Origin of the sequence: Parasphingorhabdus flavimaris (genome assembly GCF_013371215.1) — a bacterium.
Classification (GTDB): domain Bacteria; phylum Pseudomonadota; class Alphaproteobacteria; order Sphingomonadales; family Sphingomonadaceae; genus Parasphingorhabdus; species Parasphingorhabdus flavimaris.
The window spans coordinates 165,905-187,017 of sequence record NZ_JABWMH010000002.1 but is presented as its reverse complement, the minus strand read 5'-3'; the positions used below and the strand labels follow the sequence as shown (position 1 = coordinate 187,017).

The window sequence follows — 21,113 nt, the reverse complement described above, 5'->3', positions numbered from 1 at the left end:
TCTCGATTAATATTCTCTGCCCCCATCTCTACCCTGTGTTCACGGGGAGACAATATGTAATAAAGGACTAATCTGTCTGCGGGATCTGCTGCGATATGCAGTGAAAACTGCCGCCGCCGCGAAGCAGCGCCTGGCTGGACAGCCCGATCACCTTGTGGTCCGGAAACAGCGCGGAGATCTGGTCGACCGCCTTGGCATCATTTGCCGCCCCATATTGCGGCACAGCCACCACCCTGTTGCCGATATAGAAATTCATATAGCTGGCCGGCGCGATATCTCCGTCGACTTCATATCGTCCGGCGGAAGGCAGGCGAACGACCTGCAATCCCGATGCAGCGGCGCGCGCTGCGGCATCGTCGAATATCGCTTCATTGGGATCGTCAGCATTATCTGCTTGCGGAATGGCAACCCTATTCGGAGCCACAAAACGTGCGAGATTGTCGACATGGCCATCGGTATGGTCGGCCGCCAGCCCGTCTCCCAGCCAGCAGATATCCTGCACCGCCAGAGCATCGCGCAACCGCCCGGCGACCTGCTCCCTGTCCAGCCCGTCGTTGCGGTTGGGGTTGAGGACGCATTGCGCGGTGGTGATCAGCCGGCCTGCGCCATCGCCATCGATAGCGCCGCCTTCCAATATCCAGTCCTGCTCGCTGACCGGCAGGTCAAACCGCTGTGCCAGCCGCTGACCGATATCCTGATCACCGGCCATTTCATATTTGCCGCCCCAGCCGTTGAAGCGAAAGTTCCGGCCATCAAGCCCGCTGGGACCCGCGACAAAAACCGGCGCGCTGTCGCGCAACCAGATATCGCCGAAGGGTTCAACAACAAGATTTACGCAGGGCTGAACCAGCGATCGGGCGATATCCTGATCAGCCGCATCGCGGCACACCAGAACAACCGCCTCGCCAGCGCCGTCATCGGCAATCGCATCGGCAAAGGCCGCAACTTCGCGCTGGGCGGCTTCCCGTCCCGCCGGCCATTCCGCCGGATCGCCGGGAAAGCCGATCCAAACCGCCTGATGCGGTTCCCATTCTGCTGGCCATCTCATCACCCGGTCAGTGATCGTAATCAGCTACCGGCGCGGCTTTCATCCCGCGTGGCGCGGAATTCGTCGCCTTCGTTCCAGTTGGGCCAGTCCTCGGTCATCGCCAGCATCCGGGCAACGGTATAATAAACCTTCAGGTCACCCATCACGCCGTCCCAGTTCCAGTTCGGATCATATTCGTCCTTCGGACCATGATAGCGATTTTCGGTATAGTCTTTCGAAATCGCTTCACCGGCCTCCCGGCCACCGTCGACCAGATCTTCGCCACCTTCGAAATAGATCATCGGCACGCCCAGCTTGGCGAAGCTGAAATGATCGGAGCGGTAATAATAGCCCTTCTCCGGTGTCGGCTCGGCTTCGGCCACGCGGCCATCACCGGTGAGTGCTGCCTCAAGATAGCGGTCGAGACCGGATTTGCCCTTGCCAACCACGATCACGTTCTTCGCAGGTCCGGCCATGCCGAACGCATCCATGTTCACGCCCCCGACAGTCTGGCTGAGCGGGTAGACCGGATTTTCCGCATAATATTTCGAACCCAATAGTCCGGACTCCTCAGCGGTAACGGCAAGGAATATAATGCTGCGATCTGGTGCACCGGCTTTGACATGCGCTTCTGCCAGAGCGACCAGCGCCGCCGTGCCGGTCGCATTGTCGACCGCGCCGTTGCAGATATCGTCCCCGTCCGCCGCAGGCTTGCAGCGTCCGAGATGATCCCAGTGCGCGGTATAGATCACATATTCGTCCGGACGCGTCTTGCCCTTGAGAATACCGACAACATTCTTGCTGTCCATCTTGCCGATCGTGTTTTCAAACGAAGCCGATGCCTTCAGCCCGAGATCAACGGCCTTGAAGCCCTTCTTCTTGGCCGCTTTCATCTGCGTTTCAAGATCCTTGCCCGCTGCGGCAAATATTTTCGCTGCAACGTCTTTCTGGATCCAGCCATTTGCCTTGGTATTATCGGCTCCGCCGTTGGCCGTCTGCGCGTAAAATTGCGGTCCGCTCCAGCTCGATTCTACGACATTCCAGCCATAGGCGGCGGGATCGGTATCATGAATGATCAATGCCGCCGCAGCACCCTGACGCGCCGCTTCCTCATATTTATATGTCCAGCGACCATAATAGGTCATCGCCCGGCCACCAAAATCGCCTTCCAGGCTTTCGGTGCCGAAATCGGGGTCATTGACCAATATGACCACCGTCTTGCCTTTGACATCGACGCCTTCATAATCGTTCCAGCCGCGCTCCGGCGCGTTCACGCCATAGCCGACAAAGACCATGTCGCTGTTGGCGACATCGATCTTCGGCTGTTCCCGATAGCTGGTGACCACCATTTCAGGGCCGTAAGCAAAGCTGAGCTTCTCGGACCCGCCGGTTACGGTCAGCGGCGAAACATTTTTCGCTTCAATCGAAACGAGCGGCACATCCTGGAACCAGCTGTCGCCATTGCCCGGCTCGAGGCCCGCGGCAGCAAATTTTTCGGTCAGCAGCGCGAGCGTTTTTTCCTCGCCCGGCGTACCAGGCGCGCGGCCTTCAAAAGCATCGGAAGACAACTGCTCGGTGATCGATTTCATCGTTTCCACCGACAATTCCGGTGCCGCGATTTCGGGGATTTTGGCGCCCGTAGCATCGTCATCTATCTTCGTGCAGCCAGCCAGTATCAGCGATGGTGCCAGCAGCACCCAAAGCGACCGTTTCAACATATAGCTATCCTTCTAAAATTCTGTGTCTCGAAAAGCGTTAGAGGCTCAATGCCAGACACATTTCAGCAAGGCAAGAAGCGTTGCGGGCCACAGACCCCCAACCCACACTTCATTGCCGAGGGCGACGAAAATACAGACAAAAAAAGGGCGACTCCAACGGGCCGCCCTTTTTTGTGAATTTCTTTGAAACAATCAGCGCGAATAGAATTCGACGACCAGATTGGGTTCCATCGTCACCGGATAAGGCACTTCGTCCAGGGTCGGGATGCGGACGTAGGTTACCTTGTCGGTACCGTCTGGCGTGACATATTCAGGAATATCACGCTCTGGCAGGCTCTGCGCTTCGATAACGAGCAGCATTTCCTGGGCCTTGGCGCTCAGCGAAATCACGTCGCCCGGTACAACCTTGCGCGAAGCAACATTACATTTGACGCCGTTGACGCGGATATGGCCGTGGCTGACGAGCTGACGGGCAGCAAAGATGGTCGGGGTGAACTTGGCGCGATAGACAACCATGTCGAGGCGCTGTTCGAGCAGGCCGATCAGGTTCTGGCTGGTATCGCCCTTCATCGCTGCGGCTTCTTTATAGGCGCGGCGGAACTGCTTTTCCGTCACGTCGCCATAATAGCCCTTGAGCTTCTGCTTGGCGCGCAACTGAATACCGAAGTCGGACAGCTTGCCCTTGCGGCGCTGACCGTGCTGGCCCGGGCCATAATCGCGACGATTGACGGGAGATTTGGGACGGCCCCAGATATTCTCGCCCATGCGGCGATCGAGCTTATATTTCGAACTTGTACGTTTGGTCATATCAATGACTCCTCATTTGCTGTTTATCGTCTTCCCGGAGCGCACCATCAGAACAGTCATTCTGATGCGGCTACCGCTTCACCGGGGTGCGGAGCCAATTGCAAGAGCGCGCCTATGGCGAGCAAAGCCGCCATTGTCAACAGGATTAGCCGGCGATTATCTTGCGAATATAGTCACCGGCTCTCGACTCTCTGATGGCTGGCGATTAATGGGCTGGCATGAATGATCCCGAGCCACTGCCGCCCATGGAAACCATGACCGATGTCCGCGAACAAGTGGACCGTATCGATGGGGAGCTCATCGCCTTGATGGCCCAGCGTTTTGCCTGCATGGATGCCGCCGCCCGGATCAAGCAGGATCGCAACGTCGTCCGCGATGAAGTGCGCAAGGCGGCCGTTTTGCAGAATGTCAAAACTCTGGCGGAAGAAGCAGGCGTTCCGGTGCCAACGATGGCGGCGATCTGGGAAATGCTGGTCGAAACATCGATCAGCTACGAATTACAGAAATGGGATCAGCTGCGCAAATAGTCCGCTTACGGGCTATTTTTCGGCCTTGTCCTTGCGGGGCGGCCGTTCGAGCGACGAGATAACCCCGCGCCATGTCTTGACCTCTTCATTGGTCCAAGCCGGCTTGGTCAGCATATTGCGAAGCGTCACTTTTGTCGCCATCGCCCGCTCCGCCGGGTAGAAATAGCCGTTTTTATCCAGCGCCCGTTCAAGATGCTCGTAAAACATATCCAGTTCTCTCTGCGGAGCCGGTTCGGCTGCTATTTTTTCGAGCGTTGGCTGGACATTACCGACGCTATCCATTTTAGATATTTCATAGGCTACAAGGATGACAGCCTGGGCCAAGTTGAGCGACCCGAATTCCGGATTGATCGGCACGGTAATGATCTTGCGCGCCAATTCGACATCGACGATTTCCAAACCGGCTCGCTCTGGCCCGAACAGGATCGCGCATTTACCGCTCGCTTGCGCCATGTCCTCGGCAGCCTCCCAAGGCGTCAGCACTGTCTTGGTCATCGCCCGCTTACGTACCGTCGTGGCATAAACATGGGCGCAGTCGGCAACCGCCTCGGCGGTGGTTTCAAATACCTGAGCACGTTCAAGCACCATATCCGCGCCCGACGCCGATGGACCGGCATCGGGATTGGGCCATCCGTCCCGCGGTTTGACAATGCGCATCTCGGTCAGGCCGAAGTTGAGCATCGCCCGTGCGGCCTTGCCGATATTCTGCCCGAGTTGCGGATTGACCAATATGATGGCGGGCTGGTTGCTCACGCGCCGCCGACGTCTTTCACGCTGCCGGCAAATTCCTTGAAATCCTTGGCTTCGGTGAAATCCTTGTAGACCGAAGCGAAGCGGATATAGGCCACGCTGTCGAGCGTCTTCAGGCCGTCCATCACCATCTCGCCGATTTTTTGCGAAGGGATTTCGGTCTCGCCACTGGTTTCCAGCTGGCGCTGGATGCCCGAGACCAGCTGATCCATCTGCTCCTGTGCAAGCCCGCGCTTGCGGCAAGCGAGCGCTACCGAGAGGTCGATCTTCGTCCGGTCAAACGGTTCCTTGCGGTCCTCGCTCTTGACCACGGTTATTTCCCGCAATTGCACGCGCTCGAAAGTCGTGAACCGCGCGCCACAGCCCTCGCACTGACGCCGGCGTCTGATCGTCGTATTGTCCTCGGTGGGACGGCTGTCTTTGACCTGACTGTCGTCATGGGCGCAAAAGGGGCAACGCATCTTATCGCTTTCCGATCAATCCTGGTAAATCGGGAACCGGTCGCAGAGCGCCTGGACCCGTTCGCGTACATCGGCTTCGATATCCGGGTCCCCCGCCTCGCCTTTCTGGCGCAAACCGTCGAGCACATCCGCGACCATGTCGCCGATCATCTTGAACTCGGCAGGGCCAAAGCCACGGGTGGTACCGGCGGGCGATCCGACGCGGATACCGCTGGTTTTCATCGGTGGCTGCGGATCATTGGGGATGCTGTTCTTGTTGCAGGTAATCCCGGCCCGTTCGAGCGCTTCGTCGGCGTCACGCCCGGTGATGCCGAGCGGCGACAGATCGATCAGCGCCAGATGGGTATCGGTGCCACCGGCGACCACATCGGCGCCGCGTTCCTTGAGCGTTGCCGCAAGGACTTTGGCATTTTCGATGACAGCAGCAGAATAGCTTTTGAACTCCGGACGCAGCGCTTCGCCAAAGGCGACGGCCTTGGCCGCAATCACGTGCATCAGCGGACCGCCCTGGAGGCCAGGGAAAACCGCAGAGTTGATCTTTTTCGCAATCGCCTCGTCATTGGTCAATATCATGCCGCCCCGGGGACCGCGCAGGGTCTTGTGGGTCGTGGTGGTCACGACATCGGCATAGCCGAGCGGGCTCGGATGCAGTCCGGCAGCAACCAGTCCGGCGAAATGCGCCATGTCGACCATGAACAAGGCACCGACGGAATCGGCAATCGCACGGAATTTGGCGAAATCGATCTGGCGCGGATAGGCAGAACCACCGGCAATGATCAGCTTCGGCTGATGTTCCTTGGCCAGCGCCTCGACTTCTTCATAATTGATCAGATGATCGTCGTCGTTGACGCCATATTGGATCGCGTTGAACCATTTCCCCGACTGCGCCGGTTTCGCGCCATGGGTGAGATGTCCGCCGGCGTCCAGCGACATGCCGAGGATCGTATCGCCCGGCTTGACCAGCGCCAGCATCACCGCGCCATTGGCCTGCGCGCCTGAGTGCGGCTGGACATTGACAAAGCCGCAATCGAACAATTGCTTGGCGCGTTCGATCGCCAGATTCTCGACATCATCCGAGGGCGCGCAGCCCTGATAATAGCGGCGACCGGGATAGCCTTCGGCATATTTGTTGGTAAAAACCGAACCCTGCGCCTGCAGCACGGCCCTGGAAACGATATTCTCCGACGCTATCAGTTCGATCTGGTTCTGCTGGCGCGCCAGTTCCGAGTTGATCGCACCGGCAACCGCCGGATCGCTTTCATCGACCGAAAAGTCGAAAAATCCGGTCTGACGGATATCCTGTATATCTGCGACGTTGCTCATGCGCTTGTTCCTTCAACTTGGGGGGCAGACAATTTATCGACCCGGCGCTGATGCCGGTCGCCGCCAAATGGGGTTTTCAGAAAGACGTCGAGACAGTCTTTCGCGATTTCGATGCCGACCAGCCGCGCGCCCATGGCGATGACATTGGCGTCATTATGTTCCCGCGCCAGTTTCGCCGACAGGCCTTCCGAGACCAGCGCGCAGCGGCAGGCCGGATTGCGGTTGACCGCCATCGAGATGCCGATACCGGAGCCGCACAGCGCCACGCCGCGTTCGGCGCGCCCGGAGGCCACTTCCTCGGCCAGCTTATAGCCAAAATCGGGATAGTCGACGCTGTCTGCAGTCATCGGCCCGAGATCGCTGACTTCGTGGCCTGCCTCCTGCAACCAATCCACCAGCGCGGCCTTCATATCGAGAGCGGCGTGATCGGAGGCGATGGCGATGCGCATGGGCAATTCCTGTGTCGAGAATCGGATGGCCGCTATTTAGTAGAGAGTCCCGCGATAGGCCACCGAATATTTGACGCGCCACGTCATGCCAAGCGTGACGAAGCGTCAACCTCGGCGAAGGCCGGGGTCCCACTCGATTTCATAAGGATTTCTCAGCCATATCAGTCGAGGATATCATGTTACGTTCAAATCGACCTGTCGGATGTCCCGGGCCGTCAGATTTCCATCTGGCTACCGAGTTCCACAACCCGGTTGGTGGGAAGTTTGAAAAACTCCATCGCGGTCGCCGCGTTGCGCAGCATCCATGCAAAGAGCTTCTCTCGCCAGACCATCATCTCGGGCTTTTTCGACGGCAGCAGGGTCTGGCGCGACAGGAAGAAGCTGGTGGTCATCATATCGAATTCCATGCCACAGCCGGTCACCTCTTTCAGGGCCTCCGGCACATTGGTTTCCTGCATGAATCCGAAATGGAGAATAAGCCGGTAGAAACCATGACCGATATCCTTCACCTCGCAGCGTTTCTCTGCGGCTATCGTCGGCACATCGTTGATGTTGACCGTCAGGATGACGACCCGTTCGTGGATGACCTTGTTATGCTTGATGTTGTGGAGCAGCGCCGAGGGAACGCCAGCCGAGGACGATGCCATGAAAATGGCGGTGCCGGGCACCCTTGTGGCGCTATTGGCCGCGGATTTGGTAAAAATCTCGATTGGCATCGCCGATTCTGCCATGTTTTTGCGCATGATCTGGCGGCCCTTGGCCCAGGTCGTCAGGATCACGAACGCCACGCCGCCGACCGCCAACGGGAACCAGCCGCCATCGGGAACCTTGGTCAGGTTGGCCGCGAAATAGGCACCGTCGACGATGAAGAAGACTGCCAGCAACGGAATTGTGAACCACAACTTCCATTTCCAGAGCACCACCATCACGATGGCCAGCAAGCAGGTGTCGATGAACATCGCGCCGGTGACAGCGATGCCGTACGCCGAAGCAAGATTGCTCGAGGTCTGGAAGGTCAGCACCAGCAGGATTACCGAAATCATGATCGCCCAGTTGACGAAGGGAATATAGATTTGACCGGCTTCCGAGGCGCTGGTGTGCTTGATCGTCAATCGGGGGATAAAGCCGAGCTGGATCGCCTGATGGGTCACCGAGAAAGAACCGGAGATCACCGCCTGGCTGGCAATGAAGGTCGCCATTGTCGCCAATATGACGAGAGGCAAACGAAGCACTTCCGGTGCCATGATGAAGAACGGACTTTCGATCGCTGCTGCAGCGCCCGCAGCATCCAGGGACAGGATCATCGCGCCCTGCCCGAAATAGTTGCACAGCAGCGCCGGCATCACGAAACCGTACCAGGCAATCCGCATAGGTTTCTTGCCGAAATGCCCCATGTCGGCGAACAGCGCTTCGGAACCGGTTACCGCCAACACCACGGAACCCAGCGCCAGGAAGGCCTTGAACCCGTCGGTTATGAAAAACTGTACGGCATACCAGGGGTTAAATGCATAAAGAACCGACGGATGCCCGACGATCTGGATGATTCCAAGTGTCCCGATAACGGTAAAATAGACGAACATCACCGGCGCGAACAATGCGCCGATTTTGGCGGTGCCCCGAGACTGGATCAGGAACAGAAACACGAGCAGGGTTAGCGCGATCGGAATAACAAGATGGCCCAATGCGGGCTGCACAACGGCAAGCCCTTCCACGGCTGACAATACCGAAATGGCAGGCGTGATCATGCTGTCGCCGTAAAACAACGCAGTTGCGAAGACCCCAAGCAATACAGCCAGCCAGCCATATTTTGATCGTCGCATCACTCCGGACAACAGCGCAACCAGCGCCAGACTGCCGCCCTGCCCTTTGTTATCGGCCCGCATGGTGATGCTGACATATTGGATTGTCACCACCAGAGTCATTGACCAGAAGATCAGGCTGACCACGCCGAGGACATGCACACGATCAAGCTCGAGCGGATGAGCGCCGATGAATGTTTCGCGAAATGCGTAAAGCGGACTCGTGCCGATGTCGCCGAACACGATCCCGATCGCGCCTGCGGCGAGCTTGGCAATAGCTGTGTTGCGCTGCGGCGAACCGTGTGTTTGCACGGTATTGCCTGGCGTTTCTGCACCTTCGGTTGGTTCTGCGGACATTGATTGGCCGTTAAGGCTATACCCCGATCAATTTGGACACAACATACTGTTTACTGGCATTCGTGTCAGCAAGCGCGGGCGCTTAGCACGAGCATTTAGCAGGTGCAACAAAACGACTGACGGCGAATATCAACTCATTCAAAATGCTAGGCTTTTACTGTTCTGCCGGCAATTCCGGCTGAACCGGGAGTGTCGGCTGTATCTGCTCCATAGTCGCCAGCCGCGACTCGAGATCTTCGCGCCACGGAGCATCTTTGCTGCTTCTGGCGAGCAATTCGGTCCAGATCGCCCTCGCCTGATCGATTTTGCCCGACTGGGCATAGGCCAGTCCGAGGAAAAACGGTGGTCCGGGATGTTCGGGCGACAGATCGGCCGCCTTCTGGAAAGCAAATTGTGCGGCGGGTGTAATCACGCCGTTGGCATGAACCACCAAGGCGTTGCCCAGTCCGACCCAGAGATCGGGGTCTTCGGGATGTTCCTTCACACCGTTGCGGAGATAGTTGGCAGCAGCCCCGTGCTTGCCTGAACGGTTGAGTGAATCAGAGAAAACGAGCCATTCCTGAGCGGTGCCAAATCGCTCGCCCAGGTCGTTGCGTGCATCAATCGTCGTGTCATCAAAGCTATTGGGAGCTTCCTTCGGTTCCACCGAAACGCCGGCCATGCCCGGATTGCCCTGCCATGCGTAACCGGCAACCCCGAGCAACAGCGCAGCGGCAGTGATCTCATAAGTGGTACGGCTCAGCTTCCCGAGCCAGATCAGGGCAGCAGCGCAAATCAGCACCAGTACGAAAATTATGATCCAGCCCATCATTCACCATCCTTTGGCTTACGGAAACGTCCGCGCGCCAGCCACAGGGCGGCAAGCAGCAGGACGATCGGTGCAATCCACAGAGGCCAGGTCACGACCGAGGCGATCGGCGGATCATAAGACACCCAATTGCCATAGCGCTCGACCAGCCAGCTTCTGACCGCCTCCGGCGATTCACCGGCGGCAATTTTTTCCCGCACCTGACTGCGCATGTCGCCCGCCATCGGCGCATTGCTGTCGGCGATCGACTGGCTCTGGCATTTCAGACAGCGCAATTCTTCCATCAGGTCGCGCGCGGCGGCTTCCTGCTGCGGATCGTCGAGCTGGCGGTCGGCATAAGGCGCGGGCGGCAGGCTGGTCTGCGCCGCAACGGGGGCAACAAGACATATGCTAACAAGGATGAGGAGACGCTTCACTTCGCATCCTCAAGCAATTTCAGTATCTTGGGGACATCTTCTTCGCGAATGTCGCCGATATGCTGGTGCACGATAATACCATTGCCATCGATCACGAACGTCTCGGGCACGCCGGACGATCCCAGTTCCAGCTGCACCTTGCTCGTCGTGTCGGTTCCGATCCGGCTATAGGGATTGCCCCACCGATTGAGGAAATTAGCGATATCTTGAGGTGTGTCGCGGCTGGCGATCGCATTTATTTCGGCGCCCGCCTGCTGCAGGGCCAGCAGATGCGGTGCTTCCGCGATACAGGGCACGCACCAGCTGGCAAAAATATTGAGCAGTGTCGGCTTGCCCTCGGCCAGATCGGCGCTGCTCAAGGCAGGCCGTTGCTCGACCGCTCCCGGCAAGGAAAATGCCGGCATCGGCTTGCCGACCATCTTGCTCTCGATAATATTATCCTTCGGCATGATCAGGCCGGTCGCGAAGGCAGCGAAGAACAGGCCGAAGAGCGCGAGCGGCAACCAGAGCAACCAGCGGTTCATAACATAGCCTCAGCAAATTCCCGTTGTTTACGCTGCTTATAGCCACGCCGCAAACGACCGACCATTGCCAGCAAGCCGCCGAGCGCAACCAATATCCCGCCATACCAGATCAGCGTCACGAACGGCTTCCACCAGACCCGTATCTGCCAGCGGCCCTCGCTGTCACCGTCGCCGAGCACGACATAGAGTTGACCGTTCCAGCGGGTCAGCAACGCGGCTTCGCTGGTTTGGGTTTGTGCCGCGGCAAACATCCGGTTCTGCGGATTGATCGGATGCAGCGCACCATCACCATATTGCGCCGTAATCCGGCTTTCAAGCGCGGTCCAGTTGGGTCCGGCTACCGGCTCGATCGCCTCGAACTTGAGCTTCCAGTTGTTCACGACAATTTCGTCACCCGGCGTCGCCGCCACCAGTTTTTCTTCGGTGAAACTGGCTTCGGAGGCCATACCAACCAGTGCCACAGCAATACCGAAATGTGCGATCACCATACCGTAGGTGTGCATCGGTGTGCGGCGCAGGTTGCGTTTCCACAACGGCGCGAAACTGGCAATAGCGACACCGGCCGCGAGCCCCATGCCCAGCAACGATAGGATCGACATTCCGGTGGTGAACAGGGCCAGCGCAAACAGCGATGCGGCGGTGATCAATATCGGGATGGAAATGCGGTTCAGCAATGTTCTGGGATTGTCGCGGCGCCAGCGCAGCAGCGGTCCCGCCGCCATGACCGCCACCAGCATCAGAGCCAGCGGACCGGTCGCGAGATTGAAATAGGGTGGCCCGACCGACAGTTTGTCGCCGGTAATCGCTTCGACGAACAGGGGATAAAGCGTGCCGATGAACACCAGCGCCAAAATGACCGAGAGCAGCAGATTATTGGCAACCAGGGCGCCTTCACGGCTGACCAGCTCAAACCGCGAACCTTCTTTCACCGTGCCGACGCGTAGCGCGAACAAGGCCATGGCTCCCCCGATGTACAGGGCGAGCAGGGCGAGAATGAAACTGCCTCGTTCCGGATCGACGGCAAAGGCATGCACGCTCGTCAATATGCCGGAGCGAACCAGAAATGTCCCGATCATCGACATCGAGAAAGCAACCACTGCCAGCATCAATGTCCAAGCGCGCAATCCGTCGCGGGTCGCCAGCACGGTCACCGAATGGAGCAGGGCGGTCGCCGCCAGCCATGGCATCAGCGACGCATTTTCGACCGGGTCCCAGAACCACCAGCCGCCCCAGCCGAGCTCATAATATGCCCAGTAGCTGCCTGCGGTAATGCCGAGGGTCAGGAATATCCACGCGCCCAATACCCATGGCCGCATCGCCTTGGCAAAGGCTGCGCCGACATCGCGGGTAATCATCGCGCCTACGGCGAAGGAAAAAGCGACCGAAAGTCCGACATAGCCGAAATAGAGCGTCGGCGGGTGGAAAGCGAGACCGGGGTCCTGAAGCAATGGATTGAGCCCCTGCCCGTCTGCCGGTACCGGAAACATCCGCTCGAACGGGTTGGAGGATATCAACAGGAAGGCGTAAAAACCGAGGCTGATAAAGGCCTGCGCGGCCAAGGTCGCAACCAGCGTTCTGGTTTTAAGCGAGCGCTCGAACAGCGCGATGAAGGCACCGGCCAGTCCCATCACGGTCACCCACAGCAGCATCGACCCTTCATGATTGCCCCAGGTGCCGGCAAATTTGTAGAGCAAAGGTTTTACCGAAGCGCTGTTCATCGCCACCAGCTTGACCGACATGTCGGAGCGCAGGAACAGCCAGATCAGCAGCAGAAAGGACAGGGCTACAAACAGCCCCTGAGCAATCGCCACCGGACGGATCGCGGCAAAATAGGCCTCGCGATCGGTCCGCAGGCCAACTGCCCCGAGAATGAATTGCAATAATGTCAGCGCGCCGGCGAGCCAGAGCGCGATCAGTCCTGTTTCGGCGATCATTGGACCAGCGTCTCCGTCTTGCGTTTGCCGGCGGTCATATCAATGCCTTCTAGCTCGCGCGGAATGTAATTTTCATCATGTTTGGCGAGCAAGGTCTCGGCGACAAACATGCCCTTTGCGTCGAGCCGCCCATCGGCGACGACACCGGAACCTTCGACGAACAGATCCGGGGTGATCCCCGTAAAAGTGACCTTTTGCTGCGCACTACCGTCTTGCACGATAAACTCTACGGTCACACCGTCAGCCGAACGCTGGATCGAACCTTCCTCGACCATGCCGCCCAGACGGATGGCGGTGCCCGCTTCCGGGTTCTTGGCTGCAATATCGGATGGCGTATAGAAATAGCTTGCCTGATCCTGAAGCGCATAGGCGCCCAGCACACCGGCACCGACCAGCGCGACCACCGCCAGCAGCACAAGAGTGAGTCTTTGATGTTTTGCCTTCATTTGCGCTTACCCAATTGATCTGCCTTGCGCTCGGCCCTGCGCATCGAGACATAGCTGTTCACGACAACCGCAGCTGTGCCCAGCAGCACTATGGCATAAGCTGCATAGACGAAAGACCAGTGGTTCATTCAGCTGCCATCCTTTTCAGCCGGGCATCGACTTTGGTTTGCGCCAGAGTGGCGCGCATCCGCATAAGCACGATCGCACCGAACAGGAGAGAGAAACCTGTCGCCGAAACCAATAGAGGCCATAAATAGAGCGCATCGATCGTCGACTTTCCCATGATGCTGATGCTCGTGCCCTGATGCTGGGTCTCCCACCATTCGACCGAAAAACGGATGATCGGCAGATTGACGATGCCTACCACACCGAAAATAGCGGCAATCCGGCTCTGGCCATTATTCTTGCTCGTTTCGTTGGCGAGCACGATATAGGCGAGATAAAGGAAAAACAGCACCAGCATGGAGGTCAGGCGACCATCCCAGACCCACCAGGTTCCCCATGCAGGTCGACCCCAGATCGAGCCCGTGACCAGACATAGAAGAGAAAACAAAGCCCCCGGCACCGCAATCGCACGGGCCGCGTGCGAGGCCAATGGATGGCGCCAGATCAGTTCGGTCACGCTGGCGACCGCTATTCCGGTCCATCCGGCCATGCCGAGCCAGGCCATCGGCACATGCACGAAAATAATCTTCACCGTATCACCCTGCAGCCGTTCGGCCGGCGTGGCCCAAAGCCCCCAGATGCACGCGACCAATACCATCGCAATGCCGCCTAACAGCAGAAATGGTGTCAACGGCTTGGCTAGCGCCAGGAAACGGGTAGGATTTGCAAATGCGTGCATGGATTAAGCGGTGATTGCCTCGAGCTAGATCGCGTCCAGTGTCATTGGCCATTTCGATGGCAGAAGCACGGCCCAGCGACAAGTGTTTTTGCTATTTTCAATCGGTGGTGACCTCGGCGAAGTCCTGCGTGTGACCATCGCTCGACAATCACATTTCAACTTTGCTGGTCGGACTAGTGCAATGTGATCGTGGACAATTGTCTGGCGAGATTCAGCGCGGCGACATAATCCGTTTCGAAAAACACCCCGGCATGATCTCCGGACAGGCCCACCCGCACCAACATTTCCTTCGGCTGATGCTGCACACCCGACAGGATTATCTTGGCACCGGAAACCCGGGCCTGCTCGATAAATTCCTCGATCATCGTCACCCCGCTGGCATCGAGCATCGGCACCAGCCGCATGCGCAGGATGATGACCTTCGGCGTGCGTCCGATCTTGCGCATCGCATCCAGCAGCTCGCCCGCCACGCCGAAGAACACCGGTCCGCTGATACGGAAGACTTCGACGCCTTTGGGAAGATCGTCACGCTGGTCCAGCTCGTCGCGATGGAATTCGTCATCATCGTCCGCAGCATTGCCATTGTCGAGCAGTACAGTCTCGCTCATCCGCGCCATGAATAATAGCGACGCCAGAGTGACCCCGACGCCAATCGCCACCGTCAGATCAACCAATATGGTCAGCCCGAAGGTCAGCAACAAAACCGCCCGGTCGCTATTGGGCATGCGCAGCAAGGCTATGAACCGGTCGATTTCGCACATGCCCCATGCGACGACGAACAGAATCGCGGCCAGTGCCGCCATTGGTACATAGGCCATCAGATCGCTGGCGAACAAAACGAAGATCAGAATGAACAGAGCGTGCATCATGCCCGCTACCGGTGTCTTGGCGCCGGCCTTGATGTTGGTCGCGGTCCGCGCAATCGCCCCGGTTGCGGGCAAGCCGCCGAACGCCACCGAGCCGAGGTTGGCGATCCCCTGCCCGATCAGCTCCTGATTGGAACGATGGCGGCTGCCGGTCATGCCGTCCGCGACGACGGCGGACAGAAGCGCCTCGATCCCGGCGAGAAAGGCGATGGTGAAGGCCGAGGGCAGCAGCTCAACCATCCTTGCCCATGATATGGCCGGTAGCGACGGCATTGGAATGGTCGATGCCATATCCGGGAAACGCGTCCCGATGGTATCGACGGGAAGCCCAAGAAACGCGACGACCGCCGCCGTCAATATCAGGGCGATCAGAAAACCCGGTAGTTTCGGCGCAAATCGTCTCAGCGCCACGATCACCGCCAGAGCGCCCAGCCCGACCAGCACCGTTGCAATATGCACCGATGCTATCGCCCCGGCATAAGCCTGCCATTTGGGCACAAATTCGGACGGGACATTTTCGAGCGAAAGACCGAGAAAATCCTTCACCTGGCTGGAGGCGATGATCACCGCGATCCCGGCGGTAAAGCCGGTCACCACCGGATGGGGGATGAATTTGATCAGGCGCCCGATCCTGAAAACCCCGGCGGCGATAAGGATCAGTCCGGCCATCAACGTGGCGATCAGCAAGCCGTCATAGCCGTGCTGGGCGATGACGTTGAACACCACCACGACAAAGGCGCCGGTTGGGCCGCCGACCTGAACCCGCGAACCTCCGAAAAAGGAAATCAAAAATCCGGCTATGATGGCGGTGACCAGTCCCTTGTCCGGCGACGCTCCGCTGGCGATGGCAAGCGCCATGGACAGGGGCAGCGCGACAATGGCAACGGTCAGCCCGGCAATCGCATCGGCTTTATACAGGCTGAAATCATAGCCCTCACGCATGGTTGTGAGGATTTTGGGAGTGAAGCTATCCACCGATCGACTTCTTATTCCGCTTCCGCCTTCGTCTGGTCGAACAGGATCGAGCCCACCGGATTCGCGGCCTTGCCGTCCATCGTATCCCGCAATCGTACACCGCGGCCAATTCCCGTACTCGGCGCATTTTCACCAATCAGCTCGATGCCGGCGCTTTCCAGAGCGCCGATAACCTTGACCAATGTATCGATGACGCCGCGCACCTGTCCGTCCGACGATTCCATGCGCTGAATGGTCGGCAGCGACAACCCGGCCAGCCCGGCCAGCTGCCGCTGGTCAATACCCAACAGGGCCCGCGAAGCCCGCATTTGTTGCGCCGTGATCATCTACAAGCTCCCTTTGATATATGAAACATCAAATATCAGTATTAACAATTTATTCTAAGTCTGTATAGTCAACTTTTGGCTTTGATCATTATTCGGGGCCTGCAATCCCGACACCGCGACAGGCGAATTTTGATGAGTGGATTTGAGACATTGCTGGATAGATTGTTCGACGATTTGCCCGGCGGCGACACAGCAAAAACAAGCCGACCTGGCGAGCATCACTTGCCAAAAACGGCTTTTCAGGCGGCCGTCCGCGGCATTCGCGGTCGCTGCCCCAGTTGCGGCGTTGGCCGCCTGTTTCCGCGACTGCTCAAGCCGGTGGACCATTGCCTGACCTGTGATCAGGACTGGACCGCCCAGCAGGCAGATGATTTTCCTGCCTATGTGGCGATCATTTTGACCGGCCATATACTGGCACCGGTCATCATTTTCATGATCAACGAAACCGATTATACAATGTGGACCAATCTGGCGATTATCATCGTCATGGCACTCACGCTTATCGCTGCTCTTTTGCAGCCGGCAAAAGGCGCGATCATTGCCATGCAATGGTGGATGGGGTTGGATGATTTCGAAAAGCCCATGCGCCCTGCAAAAGACCAGTCACAGGACAGGTCACAAAAACTTCCATGAGCGTTTGACGGTCGCTCCGACTGAAGCTCCAGCCGATCGTCCGCCCCACCGCGCTCCGGGCTATGCAGGCAGGCTGATATTCCATCGACGGCGTCGCAACATGTGCAGGATTTGCATGCCGTAACCAAAGCGTCATCAAAAATTCATCCAGGAGTCGTCCAAATAGACGATTCCCGTCACACCTCACGGCTAGAGGCCCGATACATCAGATTTATCGGAGGGCAAAATGGCTAGAATATCTAATTTTCGCAAAGAGTTACTAATTGGATCGGCGGCTGTTCTGCTCGCACTTCCCGGTACTGCATGGGCCGGCACGGTAAACGGCGTGGTCAGCGACCCCAGCGACACCAGAGGATTGCAATCCGCCCAGGTCCGCATCGTCGAGCTGGACCGGGTGGTCACCACGGACCGCGATGGCAGCTATCGTTTTCCCGATGTACCGGCTGGCACCTATACGCTGGAGGCCCGCTATATCGGCGCAGACACCAGCCAGACCAGCATAACCGTTACCGAAACGGGAATAACCACCGCCGATATTATCCTGAAGACCGGTAATGGCGAAGAAATCCTTGTTATTGGCCAGAGCGCCAATCAGGCGAGTTCCCTGTCCCGCAAGCGCGAAGCCGACGGCGTATCCTCGGTCCTGACCCGCGATGCGATTGGCCAGTTTCCCGATCAGAATGTCGCAGAATCGCTGCGTCGCGTCTCGGGCGTGAACATCCTCAATGACCAGGGCGAAGGCCGTTTCGTCTCGGTCCGCGGACTTGATCCCAATCTCAATGCCTCCTCGCTCAACGGGGTGCGTATCCCCTCACCCGAAAGCGATGTCCGTTCGGTGGCGCTGGACGTGATCTCCAGCGACCTTATCGAATCGATCGAGATCAAGAAGTCTCTGACTCCTGACATGGACGGCGATACCATTGGCGCTTCGATCGAGATCAAGACCGTCAGCGCCTTTGACCGCAAGAAAGACCTGCTGACCGGAAAGATCGAGGGCAGCTACAATGATTATGCCGACCATATCTCGCCAAAGGGCAGCATCGATTTCTCCACCCGTCTGACCGACGATATCGGCGTCGCCGGCGGCCTGTCCTATTACAAGCGCAAGTTTGAAACCGACAATATCGAGGCCGAAGGCTGGGACGTCAACGATGATGGCGTCGTCTATGCCGAGGAAGTCCAGTATCGCGACTATGATGTCGAGCGCGAACGGATCAGCGCTTCGCTCTCTTTCGATTTCCGCGCCAGCGACAGCACCGAACTTTATGCCCGCGGTATCTACAGCCAGTTTGACGACCAGGAATTCCGCGGACGCACGACCTTCAAGCTCGACGAGGAAGCGAGCAGCGGCGATGCCAATAGCGCATTGTTCGATGACGCCGACGGCGAAATCGAGATCGAACGGGACATCAAGGACCGTATGGAAAGCCAGAAAATCCGCTCCGTCGTGCTCGGCGGCAAGACCGAAACCGGCCCCTGGAAAATCGAATATTCGGGCAGCTGGTCAAAATCGAGCGAATATGAAAATGGCTCTCTCGATCCCACTACCTTCTCCAACGCGTTCGAAAATGACGGTGTCAGCGTCCTGTTCGACTATAGCGATCCCCGTATCCCGCTTTACAGCTTCGCCTCGGGTGGCGCGCTGGCCAATGATGCCAGCGTCTACGAGCTTGACGATGTCGAGCTGACAACCCTGTCGGATGCCCGGGACGAGGAATATTCGGCGCGTCTTGATGTGTCCCATATCTTTGCCATGAACGGCGGCGATTTCACCGTACAGGGCGGCTTCAAGGGGCGCTGGCGCGAGAAAAGCCACGATAACAACGTGGAATTCTACGAAGATGGTACCGGCAATTACACATTGGCCGATGTTCTCGGCACACAAACCTATCGCATCACCGACCTCGGCCCGGTTGCCAGCCACACCGGCCCGACCGAATATTTCCGGGCCAATTTCGGCGATTTCGAGCTGCAGGAAACCGACAGCCAGTTTGATTCGGCCGTCTCCGACTATGTGAACCAGGAAGATATTTACGCCGGCTATCTGCTCGGCCGCTGGGACAGCGACAAGCTTCGCGTCATCGGCGGGGTTCGCTTCGAACGCACCGAAAATGTCATTTCGGCCAACACGGTGACCCTGGTTGAGGAGGACGCAACCTTCGGTGGCGTGCTGTTTACCGAAGACACGGTTGTGGTCGCGCCCAACAGCTTCTCGCGCAGCTATGATGACTGGTTGCCAAGCCTCAACATTCGCTTCGAACCACAGCGGAACCTTGTCTTGCGCGCTGCCGGCTATCGCAGCGTTGTGCGCCCCAACCTGTCCAACCTTGCCCCCCGCTTTGCGGTCGAGCAAAATGACGACGATGAACGCGAAGGCGAATTCGGCAACCCGAATCTGCAGCCTTACGAGGCCTGGAATTTCGACGCTTCGGCCGAATTATACTTCAGCTCGAACGGCGCCCTCACGGCCAATGTCTTTTACAAGGATATCAAGAATTTCATCGTCGATTCCCTGGAGGAAGACGGCACCCGCTTCGGCATTGATTTTGACGAGGCCACCATCCCGATCAACGGACCAAGCGCCGAAGTCTTCGGTATCGAGCTGGGCTTTGCGCAAGCGCTCAATTTCCTGCCCGATCCGCTCGACGGCTTTCTGGTGAATTTCAACTATACTTATACCGATGCCACCGGTACCGTACCGACCGACGGCGACATCACCGACTTGCGCAGCATCACTCTGCCAAGCAGTTCCAAGCACACGTTCAACGCGGTTCTGGGTTACGAGAAGGGCCCGTTCGATTTCCGTCTGGCAGGCACCTATCGGGATCGCTATCTGGATGAACTCGGCGCGGAAGCCAGCGAGGACCGCTATGTCGACAATCACTTCCAGCTCGACGCCAGTGTCAAATTCAAGCTGAACAAGAATGTGCGGCTGTTTGCGGAATGGATCAACATCAACAATGCCAAATATTTCGCCTATCAGAATTTTCAATCGACCCAGCGCTTGCTGCAATATGAAGAATATGGCTCGACCTTCAAATTTGGCGCAAAGATAACGATGTGATGAGAAATATAGTCTCACCTCTCCTGCTTGGCAGCCTGATGCTGTCCGGCTGCATGACCACCGCCGCAACAGTCTCTTCGGCACCGACTCTGGACCTGACCGCTGACTCGGAAACGGTTCCGGTCGGTACGGTCAACCGCGACGCGGCCGATGATCCGGCAATCTGGCGCAATGCCGCAGATCCGGCGAACAGCCTGATCATCGGCACCGACAAGCGCGCGGGTCTCTATGTCTACGGGCTGGACGGATCGAAAAAATCCTTCCTTCCCGAAGGCGAACTCAACAATGTCGATCTGCGCGAAGTCATGATCGGCGGCGAAAAGACCGTGCTGGTCGGGGCCAGCATCCGCAACGATCGCGCCAATGCCCAAGTCGGCCTCTACAAGCTCGACACGGAAACCGCGGAACTGTCGCTGCTGGGCAAATATCCGGCCGGTCCCGGCGAAGCCTATGGCTTCTGCTTCGGACAGGACAGCGGCGGAGAGACCTTCGCTTATATGATCGAAAAGAGCGGTTTTGTCCGCGAAATCACCCTGTCCTTTGATGGCGGCACGCCAGCCGCAACCATCGGCCGGGAGCACAAGCTGGCAACCCAGCCGGAGGGCTGCGTCGTCGATGACCGCACCGGACGACTCTACGTCGGCGAGGAAAATGCCGGCATCTGGTTGTTCGATCTGAACGCGGACAATTTCGTCCCGCAACGCTTCGCCAATATCAATGGCAGCGAGCTGGTCGCCGATGTCGAAGGTCTGGCGCTTGCCCCCGAAGGCGCAAATGGCGGCTATCTGGTTGCCTCCAGTCAGGGCGACAATGCCTATGTTCTCTATGATCTGATCACCGGCACCTATGTGAACCGCTTTCGCCTCGTCGACGGCGTCATCGACGGCACCTCGGAAACCGACGGCATCGAAGTCATATTGGGTGATTTTGGTCCGGCCTATCCCGAAGGCCTGATGGTGATGCAGGATGGCGCCAATGAAGGCGGCACGCAAAATTTCAAGCTGGTCAGCTGGTCAAAGATCAAGGCTGCGGTTGCGCCATAATCGCGAAACCTGGAAC

At 58.0% G+C, this 21,113-nt stretch carries 21 protein-coding genes; 4 read left to right on the top strand and 17 right to left on the bottom strand.

Annotated features, from left to right (window positions below; genetic code table 11):
• Positions 1 to 67: 67 nt before the first annotated feature.
• From HUO14_RS05610 to rpsD, 3 genes are all read right to left on the bottom strand, one after another.
• Positions 68 to 1,048: an agmatine deiminase family protein gene (locus HUO14_RS05610; protein ID WP_176278911.1), complete on the bottom strand. Its 981-nt coding sequence runs from the start codon at positions 1,046 to 1,048 to the stop codon at positions 68 to 70.
• Between the two features lie 20 nt (positions 1,049 to 1,068).
• Complete coding sequence (locus HUO14_RS05605; protein ID WP_176278910.1) at positions 1,069 to 2,745, bottom strand: M28 family metallopeptidase; 1,677 nt, start codon at positions 2,743 to 2,745, stop codon at positions 1,069 to 1,071.
• A gap of 192 nt (positions 2,746 to 2,937) precedes the next feature.
• Complete coding sequence (rpsD, locus tag HUO14_RS05600) at positions 2,938 to 3,552, bottom strand: 30S ribosomal protein S4 (protein WP_176278909.1); 615 nt, start codon at positions 3,550 to 3,552, stop codon at positions 2,938 to 2,940.
• Positions 3,553 to 3,770: 218 nt separating this feature from the next.
• Here rpsD and HUO14_RS05595 point away from each other — a divergent pair, with 218 nt between their 5' ends.
• A complete protein-coding gene (locus HUO14_RS05595; protein ID WP_176278908.1) occupies positions 3,771 to 4,079 on the top strand; it encodes a chorismate mutase in 309 nt (102 codons plus the stop codon).
• Between the two features lie 12 nt (positions 4,080 to 4,091).
• Here the strand turns inward: HUO14_RS05595 and HUO14_RS05590 are convergent, their stop codons facing one another.
• The 14 genes from HUO14_RS05590 to HUO14_RS05525 all read right to left on the bottom strand — a co-directional run bounded on the left by HUO14_RS05590 (position 4,092) and on the right by HUO14_RS05525 (position 16,357).
• Positions 4,092 to 4,832, bottom strand: a complete 741-nt coding sequence (locus HUO14_RS05590; protein WP_335647044.1) for an RNA methyltransferase — start codon at positions 4,830 to 4,832, stop codon at positions 4,092 to 4,094.
• On the bottom strand, positions 4,829 to 5,290 hold the full coding sequence (gene nrdR, locus HUO14_RS05585) for a transcriptional regulator NrdR (RefSeq protein ID WP_176278907.1): 462 nt from the start codon (positions 5,288 to 5,290) through the stop codon (positions 4,829 to 4,831). Before nrdR ends, HUO14_RS05590 begins: the two co-directional genes overlap by 4 nt.
• Before the next feature lie 15 nt (positions 5,291 to 5,305).
• Positions 5,306 to 6,613: a serine hydroxymethyltransferase gene (gene glyA, locus HUO14_RS05580; RefSeq protein WP_176278906.1), complete on the bottom strand. Its 1,308-nt coding sequence runs from the start codon at positions 6,611 to 6,613 to the stop codon at positions 5,306 to 5,308.
• On the bottom strand, positions 6,610 to 7,062 hold the full coding sequence (gene rpiB, locus HUO14_RS05575) for a ribose 5-phosphate isomerase B (RefSeq protein ID WP_176278905.1): 453 nt from the start codon (positions 7,060 to 7,062) through the stop codon (positions 6,610 to 6,612). The genes glyA and rpiB overlap by 4 nt, the downstream gene beginning before the upstream one ends.
• Positions 7,063 to 7,277: 215 nt before the next feature.
• Positions 7,278 to 9,218, bottom strand: a complete 1,941-nt coding sequence (locus HUO14_RS05570) for a potassium transporter Kup (protein ID WP_176278904.1) — start codon at positions 9,216 to 9,218, stop codon at positions 7,278 to 7,280.
• Positions 9,219 to 9,372: 154 nt separating this feature from the next.
• Positions 9,373 to 10,029, bottom strand: a complete 657-nt coding sequence (locus tag HUO14_RS05565; RefSeq protein WP_176278903.1) for a tetratricopeptide repeat protein — start codon at positions 10,027 to 10,029, stop codon at positions 9,373 to 9,375.
• Positions 10,026 to 10,442, bottom strand: a complete 417-nt coding sequence (locus tag HUO14_RS05560) for a cytochrome c-type biogenesis protein (RefSeq protein WP_176278902.1) — start codon at positions 10,440 to 10,442, stop codon at positions 10,026 to 10,028. The genes HUO14_RS05565 and HUO14_RS05560 overlap by 4 nt, the downstream gene beginning before the upstream one ends.
• A complete protein-coding gene (locus tag HUO14_RS05555; protein ID WP_176278901.1) occupies positions 10,439 to 10,966 on the bottom strand; it encodes a DsbE family thiol:disulfide interchange protein in 528 nt (175 codons plus the stop codon). The genes HUO14_RS05560 and HUO14_RS05555 overlap by 4 nt, the downstream gene beginning before the upstream one ends.
• Positions 10,963 to 12,900, bottom strand: a complete 1,938-nt coding sequence (locus HUO14_RS05550; RefSeq protein WP_176278900.1) for a heme lyase CcmF/NrfE family subunit — start codon at positions 12,898 to 12,900, stop codon at positions 10,963 to 10,965. The genes HUO14_RS05555 and HUO14_RS05550 overlap by 4 nt, the downstream gene beginning before the upstream one ends.
• Positions 12,897 to 13,346: a cytochrome c maturation protein CcmE gene (gene ccmE, locus HUO14_RS05545; RefSeq protein ID WP_176278899.1), complete on the bottom strand. Its 450-nt coding sequence runs from the start codon at positions 13,344 to 13,346 to the stop codon at positions 12,897 to 12,899. The genes HUO14_RS05550 and ccmE overlap by 4 nt, the downstream gene beginning before the upstream one ends.
• Positions 13,343 to 13,474, bottom strand: a complete 132-nt coding sequence (locus HUO14_RS05540) for a heme exporter protein CcmD (protein WP_176278898.1) — start codon at positions 13,472 to 13,474, stop codon at positions 13,343 to 13,345. The genes ccmE and HUO14_RS05540 overlap by 4 nt, the downstream gene beginning before the upstream one ends.
• On the bottom strand, positions 13,471 to 14,190 hold the full coding sequence (gene ccmC, locus HUO14_RS05535) for a heme ABC transporter permease CcmC (protein ID WP_176278897.1): 720 nt from the start codon (positions 14,188 to 14,190) through the stop codon (positions 13,471 to 13,473). Before ccmC ends, HUO14_RS05540 begins: the two co-directional genes overlap by 4 nt.
• Before the next feature lie 173 nt (positions 14,191 to 14,363).
• Positions 14,364 to 16,031 carry a SulP family inorganic anion transporter gene (locus tag HUO14_RS05530; protein WP_343046061.1) on the bottom strand — a complete coding sequence of 556 codons (1,668 nt, stop codon included), beginning with the start codon at positions 16,029 to 16,031 and terminating at the stop codon, positions 14,364 to 14,366.
• A gap of 11 nt (positions 16,032 to 16,042) precedes the next feature.
• Positions 16,043 to 16,357: a helix-turn-helix domain-containing protein gene (locus HUO14_RS05525; protein WP_176278896.1), complete on the bottom strand. Its 315-nt coding sequence runs from the start codon at positions 16,355 to 16,357 to the stop codon at positions 16,043 to 16,045.
• Between the two features lie 132 nt (positions 16,358 to 16,489).
• Here HUO14_RS05525 and HUO14_RS05520 point away from each other — a divergent pair, with 132 nt between their 5' ends.
• The 3 genes from HUO14_RS05520 to HUO14_RS05510 all read left to right on the top strand — a co-directional run bounded on the left by HUO14_RS05520 (position 16,490) and on the right by HUO14_RS05510 (position 21,097).
• Positions 16,490 to 16,990: a DUF983 domain-containing protein gene (locus tag HUO14_RS05520; RefSeq protein WP_176278895.1), complete on the top strand. Its 501-nt coding sequence runs from the start codon at positions 16,490 to 16,492 to the stop codon at positions 16,988 to 16,990.
• 226 nt (positions 16,991 to 17,216) lie between these two features.
• The gene (locus HUO14_RS05515) at positions 17,217 to 20,054 is read left to right on the top strand and encodes a TonB-dependent receptor (protein WP_176278894.1); all 2,838 of its coding nucleotides are present in this window, start codon (positions 17,217 to 17,219) and stop codon (positions 20,052 to 20,054) included.
• A complete protein-coding gene (locus tag HUO14_RS05510; RefSeq protein ID WP_176279493.1) occupies positions 20,054 to 21,097 on the top strand; it encodes a phytase in 1,044 nt (347 codons plus the stop codon). Before HUO14_RS05515 ends, HUO14_RS05510 begins: the two co-directional genes overlap by 1 nt.
• The last annotated feature ends 16 nt before the right edge of the window (positions 21,098 to 21,113 follow it).